This is a genomic window from Streptomyces sp. 17_S59, assembly GCF_056930295.1.
In genome coordinates this window covers 1,741,570-1,755,933 of the sequence record NZ_JBXOWD010000001.1, presented here as the reverse complement: position 1 = coordinate 1,755,933, position 14,364 = coordinate 1,741,570, and the positions used below count along the sequence as shown (strand labels likewise).

The 14,364-nt window shown below is 73.2% G+C and carries 12 protein-coding genes; 4 read left to right on the top strand and 8 right to left on the bottom strand.

What is annotated here, in order from left to right; all coding sequences use genetic code 11:
• The first annotated feature begins 99 nt into the window (after positions 1-99).
• From AC1Z4A_RS07620 to AC1Z4A_RS07610, 3 genes are all read left to right on the top strand, one after another.
• Positions 100-618: a DUF4240 domain-containing protein gene (locus AC1Z4A_RS07620; protein WP_483683533.1), complete on the top strand. Its 519-nt coding sequence runs from the start codon at positions 100-102 to the stop codon at positions 616-618.
• A gap of 19 nt (positions 619-637) precedes the next feature.
• The gene (locus tag AC1Z4A_RS07615; RefSeq protein ID WP_483677084.1) at positions 638-1,534 is read left to right on the top strand and encodes a TIGR01777 family oxidoreductase; all 897 of its coding nucleotides are present in this window, start codon (positions 638-640) and stop codon (positions 1,532-1,534) included.
• A 179-nt stretch (positions 1,535-1,713) separates the two neighbouring features.
• On the top strand, positions 1,714-3,036 hold the full coding sequence (locus AC1Z4A_RS07610; RefSeq protein ID WP_483677083.1) for an NAD(P)/FAD-dependent oxidoreductase: 1,323 nt from the start codon (positions 1,714-1,716) through the stop codon (positions 3,034-3,036).
• 61 nt (positions 3,037-3,097) lie between these two features.
• Here AC1Z4A_RS07610 and AC1Z4A_RS07605 read toward each other — a convergent pair whose 3' ends face one another.
• The 6 genes from AC1Z4A_RS07605 to AC1Z4A_RS07580 form a co-directional block, all read right to left on the bottom strand.
• Positions 3,098-4,063: a helix-turn-helix transcriptional regulator gene (locus tag AC1Z4A_RS07605; RefSeq protein ID WP_483677082.1), complete on the bottom strand. Its 966-nt coding sequence runs from the start codon at positions 4,061-4,063 to the stop codon at positions 3,098-3,100.
• A 234-nt stretch (positions 4,064-4,297) separates the two neighbouring features.
• Positions 4,298-4,921 carry a GntR family transcriptional regulator gene (locus tag AC1Z4A_RS07600; protein ID WP_483677081.1) on the bottom strand — a complete coding sequence of 208 codons (624 nt, stop codon included), beginning with the start codon at positions 4,919-4,921 and terminating at the stop codon, positions 4,298-4,300.
• A gap of 146 nt (positions 4,922-5,067) precedes the next feature.
• On the bottom strand, positions 5,068-6,861 hold the full coding sequence (gene sucB, locus AC1Z4A_RS07595; protein WP_483677080.1) for a 2-oxoglutarate dehydrogenase, E2 component, dihydrolipoamide succinyltransferase: 1,794 nt from the start codon (positions 6,859-6,861) through the stop codon (positions 5,068-5,070).
• 49 nt (positions 6,862-6,910) lie between these two features.
• Positions 6,911-8,299 carry a dihydrolipoyl dehydrogenase gene (gene lpdA / locus AC1Z4A_RS07590; RefSeq protein ID WP_483677079.1) on the bottom strand — a complete coding sequence of 463 codons (1,389 nt, stop codon included), beginning with the start codon at positions 8,297-8,299 and terminating at the stop codon, positions 6,911-6,913.
• A gap of 292 nt (positions 8,300-8,591) precedes the next feature.
• A complete protein-coding gene (locus AC1Z4A_RS07585) occupies positions 8,592-10,121 on the bottom strand; it encodes a leucyl aminopeptidase (protein WP_483677078.1) in 1,530 nt (509 codons plus the stop codon).
• 144 nt (positions 10,122-10,265) lie between these two features.
• Positions 10,266-11,063: an adenosylcobinamide-GDP ribazoletransferase gene (locus AC1Z4A_RS07580; RefSeq protein WP_483677077.1), complete on the bottom strand. Its 798-nt coding sequence runs from the start codon at positions 11,061-11,063 to the stop codon at positions 10,266-10,268.
• A gap of 69 nt (positions 11,064-11,132) precedes the next feature.
• On the opposite strand from AC1Z4A_RS07580, the gene AC1Z4A_RS07575 reads away from it, so the two are divergent.
• Positions 11,133-11,870 carry a hypothetical protein gene (locus AC1Z4A_RS07575; protein ID WP_483677076.1) on the top strand — a complete coding sequence of 246 codons (738 nt, stop codon included), beginning with the start codon at positions 11,133-11,135 and terminating at the stop codon, positions 11,868-11,870.
• On the opposite strand, the gene AC1Z4A_RS07570 is transcribed toward AC1Z4A_RS07575, so the two are convergent.
• On the bottom strand, positions 11,837-12,556 hold the full coding sequence (locus tag AC1Z4A_RS07570; RefSeq protein WP_483677075.1) for a hypothetical protein: 720 nt from the start codon (positions 12,554-12,556) through the stop codon (positions 11,837-11,839). The genes AC1Z4A_RS07575 and AC1Z4A_RS07570 overlap by 34 nt on opposite strands.
• Positions 12,553-14,319 carry a phosphatidylglycerol lysyltransferase domain-containing protein gene (locus tag AC1Z4A_RS07565; RefSeq protein WP_483677074.1) on the bottom strand — a complete coding sequence of 589 codons (1,767 nt, stop codon included), beginning with the start codon at positions 14,317-14,319 and terminating at the stop codon, positions 12,553-12,555. The genes AC1Z4A_RS07570 and AC1Z4A_RS07565 overlap by 4 nt, the downstream gene beginning before the upstream one ends.
• Between the last annotated feature and the right edge of the window lie 45 nt (positions 14,320-14,364).

Sequence of the window (14,364 nt, the reverse complement as noted above, 5' to 3'; positions counted from 1 at the left end):
GTCGTGTATTACGGGTCACAGCCTCACCGGTAACAACACGGCTGCATCCGGCCTCCTCCGGGTGCGTGGCCCCGCGCCAGGAACGATGCTTGTGCCGTGATGGACGAGACGGAGTTCTGGGAGCTGATCGACAGCGCACGTGACGCCGCAGAGGGAGACCCCGAGGACCAGGCGGACGCACTGGTCGAGAGCCTGGTGCAGCTCGAACCGGACGAGGTGGTGGACTTCGCCCGGCACTTCGAGTCGCGCTACAACCGCGCCTACCTCTGGGACTTGTGGGGCGCTGCGGCCGTGCTGCTGGACGGCGCCAGTGACGACGCGTTCGACTACTTCCGGTGCTGGCTCATCGGGCAGGGCAGAGAGGTCTTCGAGGGCGCGGTGCACGAACCGGACAGCCTCGCCGATCTCCTGGACGACTTCGACGAAGAGGTGGATGGGGACGCCGAGGACCTCGGCTACGCGGCGGACGAGGCCTACGAGCAGCTGACGGGGGCGGAGACCCCCGACCTGGGGCTGCCGCCGCAGCCGGGCGAGCCGCTGGGCACGGCGTTCGACCTGGAGGACGAGCAGGTGCTGGCGGAGCGTTTCCCCAGGCTCTGGGACCGTTTCAAATCCTGACACCGGCGGGAGGCCGAACATGCGGATCGCCGTCACCGGCTCGTCGGGGCTCATCGGCACGGCGCTCGTGCGGTCCCTGGAGGCCGACGGGCACGAGGTCGTACGCCTTGTGCGCCGACCGCCCCGGGACGCGCGCGAGGTGGAGTGGGACCCCCTGCGGGGGCAGCTCGACCGGGACGCCCTGGCGGGCTGCACAGGCGTCGTCCACCTGGCAGGGGCCGGCATCGGCGACCACCGCTGGACCGCCGCCTACAAGAAGGAGATCCGGGACAGCCGGGTGCACGGCACGGGCGCCCTCGCCGAGGCCCTGGCAGGCCTCACCACGCCGCCGCGCGTTCTGGTCAGCGCCAGCGCGATCGGCATCTACCCGGAGGCCGGGGACCGGGTGATCGACGAGGACACGCCGCCCGGGCGGGGCTTCCTCGCGGACGTCTGCCGGGACTGGGAGGAGGCGACGGGCGCGGCCGCCGAGGCGGGCGTGCGGACCGTGCTGCTGCGCACCGGTCTCGTCACCACCCGCCGGGGCGGCGCACTGGGGCGGCTGCTGCCCCTGTTCCGGCTGGGGCTGGGCGGCCGGCTCGGCGGCGGGGAGCAGTACTGGAGCTTCATCGCCCTGCGGGACCACATCGCCGCCGTGCGCCACCTGCTGGACTCCCCGGGCCTCTCCGGCCCGTTCAACCTCACTGCACCGCATCCCGCCACCAATCGCGAGGTGACCGAGGCACTGGGGCGCGCACTGAGGCGTCCGACGCCGTTCCCCGCGCCCGCTCCGGCGCTCAGGCTGGCCCTGGGCGAGATGGCCTCGGAAGTCCTGGCCAGCAGGCGCGTGGTGCCCCGGCGGCTGCTGGACTCGGGCTTCTCGTTCTCGTTCCCGGACGCCGAGAGCGCCGTACGCGCGGCGCTGACGGACAGCTGACGGGGTACGGACCGGGCGCCGCGGCCCCGATGGTGCGACCACTGTGCGACCGTGCTCTGTTCGTGCGCGACTGTTATTGACCGGATTTCTCTCTACGGTCAAGGCGAACTCGCGCATCGCCGCATCCCGTTGAGGGCATCAGGCCCCCGAGCGAGAGCGGACCGACCCCGGGAGGGCACGTGCTCAGCAGCGCACGCGACACCGCACACCACGCTGACGTCGTCATCGTGGGGGCCGGCCTGGCCGGCCTCTCGGCGGCTCACCACCTCACCGGCGCCGGGGTGAACGTCACCGTCCTGGAGGCGGCCTCCCGCCCGGGCGGCCGCATGACGACCGACGAGGTCGACGGCTTCCACCTCGACTGCACCGGACAGCTGCTCAACACCTCCTTCCCGGAGCTGTTCCGCACCCCCGGCCTCGAGGACCTCAAGCTGCGCCCCTTCACCCCCGGGGTGCTGGTCCACGCCGACGGCCGCAACCAGCGCACCGGCGAACTGCGCGGCGCCAAGCGCGCGTTCACCACGGCGCGTGCCTTCGCCGCCGCCCGCGCCTCGCGGAGCGCCGGCCTCGATCAAGCGCGGCTCGGCGCGGCACTGGCCCGCCTCGCCGCGCTGCCCATCGACCGGATGCTGGCCCGCCCGGACCGGCCCACGGCCGCGACCCTGGGCGCCCGCGGCCTGCCGTCCCGCACGGTGGAGGGGTTCCTGCGCCCCCTTCTGGCCTCGCTGCTCTCCGACCCGGACCTCACCACGTCCAGCCGCTGCGCCGACCTGGTGCTGCGGGGCTACGCGCGTGGCCGCCTCTGCCTGCCCGCGGGCGGCGCGGGCACCCTCGCGGAGCTGCTGGCCGACGGGCTGCCGCCGGGCACGGTCCACACGGGCGTACAGGCCAAGTGCGTCGGCACGACCTCCGTGGGCACGGCCGAGCACGGCGACATCACCTGCCGGTCCGTCGTCGTGGCCACCGGGGCCCGGGCCGCCGCCGAGCTGATCCCGGGCCTGCGGATGCCGGACTTCCATCCCGTGACCGTCCTGCACCACACCACCGACGACCCGCCGCTGCGGGACGCCTCGCTCATCCTTACGGGGGGCCGGCGGGGGCCGGTGGCCCACACCACGGTCGCCAGCGAGGTGGACCCGGACCGGGCGCCCGTGGGCCGGGCGCTCATCACCTCGACCGTGCTGGGGGCGGCGGCTGGGCTTCCGGTGGCCGAGCTGGACCGCGCGGCACGGGCGCAGCTGGCGCGCGTGTACGGGACGTCCGCCGCCGGGTGGCGGCTGCTCGGGGCCTACCACGACGCCGATGCGGTGCCTGCGATGCCGCCGCCGCACGATGTGCGCCGGCCGGTGCGGCTGCTCTCGGGGCTGTACGTGTGCGGTGATCACCGGGATACGAGCACGGTGCAGGGGGCGCTCTTCTCCGGGCGGCGGGCGGCGCTGGCCGTGCTGCGGGATCTGGGGGTGCGGCCGGAGTACGGGGCGCAGGCGCTGCGGGCGGCGTAATTTCCCTTTCCGGGTACTCGGTGTGCCCACCCCGGCAACCCCGGTACCGGGCAATCTGTACCTACTCGTACAGCCCCGCCGCGCGGCGTGCCGCCTCCGCGAAGCGGGCCCTCAGCTCCGGCGGGGCCAGTACCTCTGCCTCCGGGCCGAGGGAGAGGAGCTGCTCGTAGGCCACTTCCAGGGATTCCACCGGCAGCGTCACCGTGACGCGCTCCCGCGCGTCCGGTGGCGGGGCCGCCGCCAGGGACTCCTGGGCCGCCGTGCGGTCCGTCACATGCGGGAGGCGGCGCGCGCCCTCCGGGCTCAGCCGCAGCTCCACCGTCTCGCGGAGGATCGAGCGGGCGAACTGCGCCGCGCGCTCCTCCCAGAACGCGGGCAGGTCGAAGTCGGCCACGCGGCCGAAGTGCTCCTCGCGCGGTACGGCCGCGGCGAAGCGGTCCAGGCGGTAGACGCGGAAGCGGCCGTCCACCCGGGCCGCCAGGTACCAGACGCCCGCCTTGAGGACGAGCCCGTACGGCTCCAGTTCGCGCTCGACCTCGCCGTCCCGCCTGCGGTAGACGACGCCCAGGCGGCGGTCGGCCCAGACCGCCTCGGCGACGGCGGGCAGCAGGGGCGGTGGCTCGGCCGGCTGCCACCAGCCGGGGGCGTCGAGGTGGAAGCGCCGGGCCGCGCTCGCGGGGGCGTCGCTCAGCTCCGGCAGCAGGGCGGCGGAGACCTTGAGGCGGGCCGCCGAGGCGGCGTCCGCGAGGCCCATCTCGCGCAGCGCGGACGGCACTCCGGAGAGGAAGAGGGTTTCGGCCTCGGTGCGGTCGAGGCCGGTGAGGCGGGTGCGGTAGCCGCCGACGAGGCGGTAGCCGCCCGTCCTGCCGCGGTCGGCGTAGACCGGCACACCGGCTTCGGACAGGGCGAGCACGTCCCGGGCGACGGTGCGCTCCGAGACCTCCAGCCGCCGTGCCAGCTCGGGGCCCGTCATGGACGCCCGGGTCTGGAGCAGCAGGACCAGTTTGATCAGACGGGCCGCGCGCATGCCCCCATGATGCGGGGACCCACTGACAGTGGGGCGTGACGACAGGAGCCCGCGTGCCAGCCAGGGCAATGGATTGAGCGCGCGGGGTCCTGTCGTCACCCCTGAACCGCTCCGCGACACAGGACAGGGCGCGCGGGCGGCTCCGGCGGAGACGATACGCCTTTGATCGATGATCGATCAATCCCGCGCGGTGAAGGATGTGTGGAGAAGGTCCGTGCTGCGGGGGACCGCCGGTCAGATCCGGGGAGCGCAGCTCAGCACATGGGTCTTGAGGATCTCGCCGATGTGCGGGTCGCGCCGCAGGAAGGCCGCCACGATCTCGGCATGGTCCTCGGCGTGGGCGCGCGGCTCGGGGCTCAGCCAGCGGATGGACAGCGCCGTCCACACCTCGATGCCCAGCGACTCCCAGGTGTGCAGCAGGACGGAGTTGCCCGCCGCCCGGACGATCTCCCGGTGGAAGGCGACCGTGTGGCGCGCCTGCGCCTCGCTGTCGCCCGCCCGGTCGGCGACCCGCAGCGCGGCCACCTCGCTCTCCAGCGCCGACACGTCCTCGGCCAGGGTGCCGGCCGCCAGCTCGGCGGCCACCTGCTCCAGGCCCGCCCGCACCGGGTAGCTCTCCTTGAGGTCGGCGGCGGTCAGCTCGCGGACCCGTACGCCCTTGTTGGGCGCCGACTCGATCAGCCGGAGCGACTCCAGCTCGCGCAGCGCCTCGCGCACCGGGGTCTGGCTCACCAGCAGCTCGGCGGCGATCCGCCGCTCCACGATCCGCTCGCCCGGCTGCCAGCGCCCGCTCACGATCCCCTCCAGGATGTGCTCGCGGATCTGGTCGCGCAGCGAGTGGACGACGGGCGGTGCCATGGGGACTCCTTGAACGGGTGTACCGGCTGACGGGCGAGCCGGTGACCGCAGCCATTATCGCGGCAGGCCGGGAAGGGCCGAAGGGCGCGGCCCCGGCCCGTACGGATACGGAACCGGGGCCGCGCCCTTCGGAACGCTCGGCGCGCTTACAGACCGATCTCGGCCTCGAACTCGCCGGCCTCCAGCAGCTGCTTGACCGTCGTCAGGTAGCGGGCCGCGTCGGCACCGTCCACCAGGCGGTGGTCGTAGGACAGCGTCAGGTAGGTCATGTCCCGGACACCGATGGTCGTGCCTTCGGCGGTCTCGATGACGACCGGGCGCTTGACCGTGGCGCCGATGCCCAGGATCGCGACCTGGTTCGGCGGCACGATGACCGTGTCGAACAGCGCACCGCGCGAGCCGGTGTTGCTGATCGTGAAGGTCGCGCCGGACATCTCGTCCGGGCTGATCTTGCTGGTGCGGACCTTGCCGGCCAGCTCCGCCGTCTTCTTGGCGATGCCCGCGATGTTGAGGTCACCCGCACCCTTGATGACCGGGGTCATCAGGCCCTTCTCCGAGTCGACGGCGATGCCGACGTTCTCGGAGTCGAAGTAGGTGATGGTGCCCTCGTCCTCGTTGATCCGGGCGTTGATGACCGGGTGGGCCTTCAGCGCCTGGACGGCGGCCTTGACGAAGAACGGCATCGGGGAGAGCTTGACGCCCTCGCGCTGGGCGAAGGAGTCCTTCGCCTTGCCGCGCATCCGCATGATCTTGGTGATGTCCACCTCGACCACGGAGCTGAGCTGCGCCTGGCCGTGCAGCGCCTTCATCATGTTGTCGGCGATGACCTTGCGCATGCGCGGCATCTTGACCGTCTGACCGCGCAGCGGCGACGCCTCGACGGCCGGGGCCTTCGGGGCGGCGGCAACCGGAGCGGCAGCGGCGGCCGGGGCCGGAGCAGCGGCCTTGGCGGCCTCGGCGGCGGCGATGACGTCCTGCTTGCGGATGCGGCCGCCGACGCCGGTGCCCGCGACGGTGGTCAGGTCGACGCCGGACTCGGCGGCGAGCTTGCGCACCAGCGGGGTGACGTAGGCGCCGTCAGCCGCGGGGGTGACGGCGGCCGGGGCGGCCGGGGTCACCGGCGCGGGGGCCGGAGCGGCCGGAGCCGGGGCGGGGGCAGCGGCGACCGGAGCCGGGGCAGCCGGAGCGGCGGGGGCCGGAGCCGGAGCCGCAGGCGCGGCCGGAGCCGCGGGGGCCTCGGCGACGGGGGCCGGAGCCGGGGCGGCGGCGGTGGCCGGGGCGGCCGGAGCGGCGGCAGCGGCCGGAGCGGCGCCGGCGGCACCGATCACGGCGAGCTTGGCGCCGACCTCGGCGACCTCGTCCTCACCGACGTGGATCTCCAGCAGCACACCGGCGGCGGGGGCCGGGATCTCGGTGTCGACCTTGTCGGTCGAGACCTCGAGCAGCGGCTCGTCCTCGGCGACCTCCTCGCCGACCTGCTTCAGCCAGCGGGTGACGGTGCCCTCGGTGACCGACTCGCCCAGCGCGGGCAGCACGACGTCGGTGCCGGCGGCAGCGGCGGCCGGGGCGGCGGCCGGAGCCGCGGGGGCCTCGGCGACGGGGGCCGGGGCGGCAGGGGCCTCGGCGACCGGGGCCTCGGCAACCGGGGCCGGAGCCTCGGCGGCAGCGGCGGCAGGGGCCTCGGCGGCGGCCGGGGCGCCCGTGCCGTCGTCGATGACGGCCAGCTCGGCGCCGACCTCGATCGTCTCGTCCTCGGCCACCTTGATGGAGGCGAGGATGCCCGACGCGGGGGCCGGGATCTCGGTGTCGACCTTGTCGGTGGAGACCTCGAGCAGCGGCTCGTCGGCCTCCACGCGCTCACCCTCGGCCTTGAGCCAACGGGTGACGGTGCCCTCGGTCACGCTCTCGCCGAGCGCCGGCAGGGTTACGGAAACCGCCATGATTGCGGTTGCTCCTTACGAGTAGTGCGGATGGTGGTGCGCTCGGGACTCAGTCGTGCGAGTGCAGCGGCTTGCCGGCCAGGGCCAGGTGGGCCTCGCCCAGAGCCTCGTTCTGCGTCGGGTGCGCGTGGATGAGCTGCGCGACCTCGGCGGGCAGCGCCTCCCAGTTGTAGATCAGCTGGGCTTCGCCGACCTGCTCACCCATACGGTCGCCGACCATGTGGACGCCGACCACAGCGCCGTCCTTGACCTGGACGAGCTTGATCTCGCCCGCGGTCTTGAGGATCTTGCTCTTGCCGTTGCCCGCGAGGTTGTACTTCAGGGTGACGACCTTGTCGGCGCCGTACAGCTCCTTGGCCTTCGCCTCGGTGATACCGACCGAAGCGACCTCGGGGTGGCAGTACGTGACGCGCGGCACGCCGTCGTAGTCGACCGGCACGGGGTTCAGACCGGCCAGACGCTCCGCTACCAGGATGCCCTCGGCGAAGCCGACGTGCGCGAGCTGGAGGGTCGGGACGAGGTCACCGACGGCCGAGACGGTCGGCACGTTGGTCTGCATGTACTCGTCGACGAGGACGTAGCCGCGGTCCATGGCGACCCCGGCCTCCTCGTAGCCCAGGCCCTGGGAGACCGGGCCGCGGCCGACGGCGACGAGCAGCAGCTCGGCCTCGAAGGTCTTGCCGTTCTCCAGCGAGACCTTCACACCGTCGGCGGTGTACTCCACACCGGCGAAGCGGGAACCGAGGGAGAAGTTGATGCCGCGCTTGCGGAAGGCGCGCTCCAGCAGCTTGGAGCTGTTCTCGTCCTCGACCGGGACGAGGTGGGGGAGCGCCTCGACGATGGTGACGTCGACGCCGAAGGACTTCCACGCGGAGGCGAACTCGACGCCGATGACGCCGCCGCCCAGCACGATCGCGGACTTCGGCACGCGGTCCAGGACCAGCGCGTGGTCGGAGGAGATGACGCGGTTGCCGTCGATGGTCAGGCCCGGCAGCGACTTCGGCACGGAGCCGGTCGCCAGCAGGACGTGGCGGCCGGTGATGCGCTCGCCGTTGACGTCCACGGAGGTCGGGGAGGACAGGCGGCCCTCACCGGTGATGTAGGTGACCTTGCGGGAGGCCACCAGGCCCTGCAGGCCCTTGTACAGGCCCGAGATCACGTCGTCCTTGTACTTGTGGACGCCCGCGATGTCGATGCCCTCCAGGGAGGCCTTGACACCGAACTGCTCGGCCTCACGGGCCTGGTCGGCGACCTCGCCGGCGTGCAGCAGAGCCTTGGTGGGGATGCAGCCGCGGTGCAGGCAGGTGCCGCCCAGCTTGTCCTTCTCGATCAGAGCGACGTTGAGACCCAGCTGGGCTCCGCGCAGGGCAGCGGCGTAACCACCACTACCGCCTCCGAGGATCACTAGGTCGAAAACGGTGCTGGCGTCGTTCGCCACGTCACGTCCTCCATGCATGGGTACGCCGGAGCCGGTCGTCGGTGACCGGGCGGCGGCTGTCTTTCGGCCGCATTTCGACGGCCCTGTGAACAAGGGGGCCCTGTCCTGCCGAGACAACATCTTCGCACTTGTTGACGGACGGCGGGACGCCGGGCCGGGCTCAGGGGCGGCCGGAGGACCGCCTGCAAGGGTTACTCGCGCGTACGAATATGCGTTTTCGTTGCTGTTTCGTCGAGAGCGAACGCGGGACGGCCCCGGGGCATTCCCGGGGCCGCGCCGAGCCGTCCGGAGGTCAGCCCAGCTCGCCCTCGGCGGTGCGCTCGGCCAGTCGCACAAGGGTGCGCACCGCGGAGCCGGTGCCGCCCTTCGGGGTGTAGCCGTACGGGGCGCTCTCGTGGAAGGCCGGGCCCGCGATGTCCAGGTGGCCCCAGGTGATGCCCTCGCCCACGAACTCCTTCAGGAAGATGCCGGCGATCAGGCCGCCACCGTACCGCTGGCCCATGTTGGCGATGTCGGCGGTGGCCGAGTCCATGGTCTTGCGCAGCTCGGCGGGCATCGGCATCGGCCAGGCCGGCTCGCCGGCCTCCTCGGCGATCTCGTACAGGGAGGTGCGGAACGCGTCGTCGTTGGCCATCACGCCGATGGTGCGCTCGCCCAGCGCCATGACCATGGCGCCGGTCAGGGTGGCGACGTCCACGATCGCGTCCGGGTTCTCCTCCGAGGCGCGGGTGAGGGCGTCGGCCAGCACCAGGCGGCCCTCGGCGTCGGTGTTGAGGACCTCGACGGTCTTGCCGTTGTACATGCGCAGCACGTCGCCCGGACGGGTGGCGTTGCCGGAGGGCATGTTCTCCGCAAGGGCCAGCCAGCCCGTGACGTTGACCTCCAGGCCCAGCTTGGCCACGGCGACGACCGCGGCGAACACGGCGGCGGCGCCGCTCATGTCGCACTTCATGGTCTCGTTGTGGCCGGCCGGCTTCAGCGAGATGCCGCCGGAGTCGTAGGTGATGCCCTTGCCGACCAGGGCGAGGGTGCGCTCCGCCTTGGGGTGGGTGTAGGCGATGCGGACCAGGCGCGGCGGGGTCTCCGAGCCCTGGCCGACGCCCACGATGCCGCCGTAGCCGCCCTTGACGAGCGCCTTCTCGTCCAGCACCTCGATCTTGAGGCCGAACTCCTTGGCCGCGGCCTGGGCCTCGGCCGCGAAGGTCTTCGGGTTGAGGTCGTTGGAGGGCGTGTTGATCAGGTCGCGGGCGCGGTTGACCTCGGCGCCGACGGCCAGGGCGCGCTCGATCGCGGCCTTGAACGCCTTGTCGCGGGGCTTGCCGCCCAGGATCGCGGCCTCGGCGAGCGGGGCGGACTTGTCCGCCTCCTTCTTCGCCTTGCCGTTGGTGCTGCGGTAGGCGGTGAAGGCGTACGCGCCCATGATGGCGCCCTCGCCGATGGCCGCGGCGGACTCCGCGTCCTCGACGGGCAGCGCGAACGCGGCCTTCTTGGCGCCGGCCAGCGCACGGGCGGCCACGCCGGCGGCGCGGCGCAGCGTCTCCTCGCCGTAACCGTCGCCGTCGGCGGGCTGGTCGCCGAGGCCGACCGCCAGCACCACCGGGGCCTTGAGGCCGGCCGGGGCGGGCAGCTTGACGGCCTCGCCCTCGCCGCCGGAGGCGCCGAGCGTCTCCAGGACGGCGGCCAGCTTCCCGTCGAAGGCAGTGTCGACGGCATCGGCGCCGGGCGCGACGACGGGCCCCTTCGGGCCCTTCGCCACACCGACGACAACGGCGTCCGCGCGCAGCGTCGCCGCACTGGAAGTGCTGAGAGTCAGAGCAGTCACGGTGGTGGGTGTCCCTACTTCCGTCGAGTTCCTCGGCCGCTGGGGGTGATGGGCCGGCCGCACCCTGCGCCATCGTATGTGCCGTGCAACGGCCGCCACGGCTGGGGCCGTCCGGCACGCGAGAGCGTATCCCCGCGGGGGACGTCAGCCCAGAGTCAGGACGAGCAGGGCGGCGGTGCCCGCGGTCTCCGCGAGGGCGCCGAAGACGTCCCCGGTGACCCCGCCGAACCGGCGCCGGCAGCGCCGCAGCAGCAGCTCGGCGCAGGCGGGGGCGAGCAGGGCGGCCAGGGCCGTGTGCAGGGCTGCTGACGGGCCGTGGAGCGCGCCCGCGGCGGCGGCCGCCCCGGCCGTCAGCGCGGTCACCGCCAGCGCGGCCGGTACGGGCACCACGCCGGCCACCGCGGCGCCCAGCCCCTCCGGGCGGGCGGCCGGGACCCCGGCGCGGGCGGCGAGGGTCAGGGCGCAGCGCGCGGCGAGGGCGGCCACGACGACGGCCACGGCCCCGGTCGCGGGCCCGGCCGCGTACAGCCGGGCGAGGGCGGCGACCTGGCCGAGCAGGGTCAGCAGGAGGGTGACGACGCCGAACGGGCCGATGTCGGACTGCTTCATGATGCGCAGCGCGTCCTCGGCGGGCCTGCCGCTGCCCAGCCCGTCGGCCACGTCGGCCAGGCCGTCCAGGTGCAGCCCCCGGGTCAGCACCGCCGGTACGGCCACCGTGGCGACGGCGGCCAGCAGCGGCCCGGAGCCCAGCAGCAGGAACAGCAGGCCGGCCGCGGCGGCGCAGCCGCCCACGACGAGCCCGGCCAGCGGCGCGGCGAGCATCCCGCCGCGCGCGGCCGCCCGGTCCCAGCGGGTGAGGGGCACCGGGAGCACGGTGAGGGTGCCGAAGGCGAAGCGCAGGGCGTCCCCGGGGGTGGCCCGGGCGGGCGTCGTGTCGGTCATCGCGGGCAGGGTATCCCGGCGGTTCCGGCAGTAACTTGGCCGGTAGGCGCGATGCGGGAGCGGGAAGTCATGGGTCACTGGCTGGCACGGAACATCGTCGACCCGGGAAAGCTGCCGCTGCTGCTCTCACTGGCCGCGTTCGTCCTGACGTTCCTGGTCACGCGGGTCATCACCCGGCTGATCCGGGCCGGGAAGGGGCCGTTCCGGAACATCCGGCCGGGCGGGCTGCACGTCCACCACGTGGTGCCCGGGGTGGTGCTGATGGTGGTCGGCGGCTTCGGCGCGGTCGCCGAGGGGCGGCACGGGTTCGGGGCGTCGGTGGCGGCCGTGCTGTTCGGCACGGGCGCCGGGCTGGTGCTCGACGAGTTCGCGCTGGTCCTGCACCTGGACGACGTGTACTGGACCGAGCAGGGCCGCAAGAGCGTCGAGGTCGTGGTGCTGACGGCGGCTCTGGTGACGCTGGTGCTGGCCGGCTTCCTGCCGTTCGGGGTGAACGAGCTGACCCCGCAGGAGCTGCACGACCGCGGCCTGGTGGTGGCGAACGTGTCGGTCAACTTCCTGATCGCGCTGTTCGCCCTGGCCAAGGGCAAGCCCCGGATTGCGGTGATCGGTGCGGTGGTGCCGTTCGTGGCGCTGTTCGGCGCGGTGCGGCTGGCCCGGCCGGGCTCGCCGTGGGCGCGGCGCTTCTACAGGAACCGGCCGCGGGCCCGGCGCCGGGCGCGGGTGCGCGCGTACCAGCATGATGCGCGGTGGGCGGCGGTGCGGCACCGGCTTCACGATCTGGTGGCGGGCGCTCCGGACCGCTGATCCCGCTCCCGGTGGGCGTCGCGGCGGGGCTTGCGGCGCCGCCGCAGCTCGTCCGCGCCGCACACCACCAGCATCACCGCGACCGCGGCGATGTGCTCCTTGCCCGCCAGGTTGGGCTTGATGAGCACCTCGCCCACCATGGCCAGCACCACCAGGCCGCAGGTGAGCCAGGCGCGGAAGCGCCAGGAGACGTACACCGCCAGGCCGACGACCGCCGCCGAGGGCCCGGTGTCGACGACCTGGGCGGCCTCCGGCGGCAGCCCGAAGGGGGAGTCGGGGCCGATGGCGACGGCCAGCCGGGCGTACATGGTGCCCGCCAGCGTGGCGAGGTAGGAGATGGCCAGGGTGCGGCGCATGCCCAGGCAGGCCTCGGCGATGCCGAAGACGAGCAGGATCTGGGCGAGCGCGCCCCACACGGGCAGGTCCAGGGCCGGGACGAACAGCGACAGCGGCGTCCGCAGCAGCGCCAGCCACCAGGGCAGCCGGGCCTGGACGGAGCCGAGCCGCTGGACCGGCTCGAAGCCCCAGGGCTGGTTCTGGACGATCTGGAAGACGGCGGTGAGGGCGACGGCGGTCAGCGTCATCGGGACGGCTCGGAAGCGCTTGGCGGCGAACGTCCCCCGCACGGCCGCATACAGCGGACCCCACTCGGTGCGCGCGGCGCGGAGCAGCGCCGCGCGGTTCATCGCCGGCTCTCCAGGTGTTTGCGGTTGAGCCACTTGGGCAGGCCGGGCGCCTCCAGGAAGCCCTCGGCCCGGGCGCTGGCGATGCCGATCCTCAGCAGGTCACTGCTCTTCTCGAACAGCATGAAACGAGGCTCCCAGATGGGGCGGTATTTCGCATTTGCTCGGTAGAGGGACTCGATCTGCCACCAGCGGGAGAAGAAGCTGAGCAGCGAGCGCCACATCCGCAGCACCGGCCCGGCGCCCAGCCGCGAGCCGCGCTCGAAGACCGACCGGAACATCGCGAAGTTGAGCGACACCTGGGTGATGCCGAAGGACTTCGCCCGCTGGAGCAGCTCGATGACCATGAACTCCATCAGGCCGTTCTCGGAGTCCCGGTCACGGCGCATCAGATCCAGCGACAGCCCCTTGGGGCCCCAGGGCACGAAGCTGAGCAGGGCGCGCAGCTCCCCCTCGGCGTCATGGCACTCGAGCATCACGCAGCGCCCGTCGTCCGGATCCCCCAGCCGGCCCAGCGCCATGGAGAAGCCGCGCTCGGTGGCGCCGTCGCGCCAGTCGTCGGCCCGGCGCAGCAGCTCGGCCATCTCCTCCTCGGGGATGTCCTCGTGCCGCCGGACGGTGACCGTGTACCCGGCGCGCTTGACGCGGTTGAACGCCTGCCGCACGGTGCGCATCGCGCGTCCCTCGAGCGTGAACTCGGCGGTGTCCACGATCGCTTCGTCGCCCAGCTCCAGGGCGTCCAGGCCGTGCCGGGCGTAGATGGTGCCGCCCTCCTCGCCGGCGCCCATCACGGCGGGGATCCAGCCGTGCTCGCGGGCCTCCGCCAGCCACGGCTCGATGGCGCCGGGCCAGGCCTCGGGGTCGCCGATGGGGTCGCCGGAGGCGAGTGAGACGCCGCCGATGGCGCGGTAGGTGACGGCGGCCTTGCCGGAGGGGGACCAGATGACGCTCTTCTCGCGGCGCAGCGCGAAGTAGCCCAGCGAGTCGCGGTCGCCCCACTTGTCCAGCAGCTCGCGCAGCCGGGTCTCGTCCTCGGCGGTGAGCGGGTCGGCGGCGCGGCGGGAGCGGAAGGCGGCGAACGCCACGAGGATCAGCAGGGCGGCGCTCATCACGTTGATGACGACGTTGACCCAGCCCGGGGGAGCGATGCCCGCGTAGCGGGAGTCGTCGGCGGCGATGGAGACGAGCCGCATCACGCCGTAGTGCCAGCGGTCCAGGAAGGTGGACCGCTGCTCGTCGGTGGCCTCGTTGGTGATGGTCACCAGCCCGGCCGCGATCAGCGAGGTGACGAGCAGACCGCCCACCGCGACCGCCGAGGCGAGCTTGGGGTTGGAGCGGTCGCCCTTGGCGTAGAACTCCTTGCGGCCCACCAGCAGTGCCGCCACGAAGAGGCCGGTGACGATCAGTGAGAACCAGTTGAGGCCGTGCTTCCGGAACTCCGGGAAGGCCATCACGAACGCGAGCAGCAGCAGGAGCAGTCCGGCCAGCACCAGGTTGAGGATCCACGCCGCGCGCTTGCGGCGGCGCAGCGTGATCGCCATGAAGGCGGACACCACCGCCGGGGCGAAGCCGGCCGTCAGCAGGTACGGGGTGAAGTACTCCTCGACGTTGTGCCGCCGGATGTCCGCGCCGAAGGACACCCAGACCGCGCCGAGCAGATTGACGAACGTGACGGCACGCAAGTACCACACCGCGAAGCCCGCGGCGCGTCGCTGCCTGATGCCACCGTGGGCGCCCTCATCCGGAGTCAAGCGGACATCTCCCATGAAAAGTGATCATATGGGGCCCCTGTGCGGCGGGATTCCGAGCGC

Excerpts from the sequence above, each read along its gene's own strand:
- AC1Z4A_RS07620 (WP_483683533.1), top strand. The coding sequence starts at position 100 with ATGGACGAGACGGAGTTCTGGGAGCTGATCGACAGCGCACGTGACGCC.
- AC1Z4A_RS07615 (WP_483677084.1), top strand. The coding sequence starts at position 638 with ATGCGGATCGCCGTCACCGGCTCGTCGGGGCTCATCGGCACGGCGCTC.
- AC1Z4A_RS07605 (WP_483677082.1), bottom strand. The coding sequence starts at position 4,063 with ATGCGCGCGGCCCGTCTGATCAAACTGGTCCTGCTGCTCCAGACCCGG.
- AC1Z4A_RS07600 (WP_483677081.1), bottom strand. The coding sequence starts at position 4,921 with ATGGCACCGCCCGTCGTCCACTCGCTGCGCGACCAGATCCGCGAGCAC.
- sucB (WP_483677080.1), bottom strand. The coding sequence starts at position 6,861 with ATGGCGGTTTCCGTAACCCTGCCGGCGCTCGGCGAGAGCGTGACCGAG.
- AC1Z4A_RS07580 (WP_483677077.1), bottom strand. The coding sequence starts at position 11,063 with ATGACCGACACGACGCCCGCCCGGGCCACCCCCGGGGACGCCCTGCGC.
- AC1Z4A_RS07575 (WP_483677076.1), top strand. The coding sequence starts at position 11,133 with ATGGGTCACTGGCTGGCACGGAACATCGTCGACCCGGGAAAGCTGCCG.
- AC1Z4A_RS07570 (WP_483677075.1), bottom strand. The coding sequence starts at position 12,556 with ATGAACCGCGCGGCGCTGCTCCGCGCCGCGCGCACCGAGTGGGGTCCG.
- AC1Z4A_RS07565 (WP_483677074.1), bottom strand. The coding sequence starts at position 14,319 with ATGGGAGATGTCCGCTTGACTCCGGATGAGGGCGCCCACGGTGGCATC.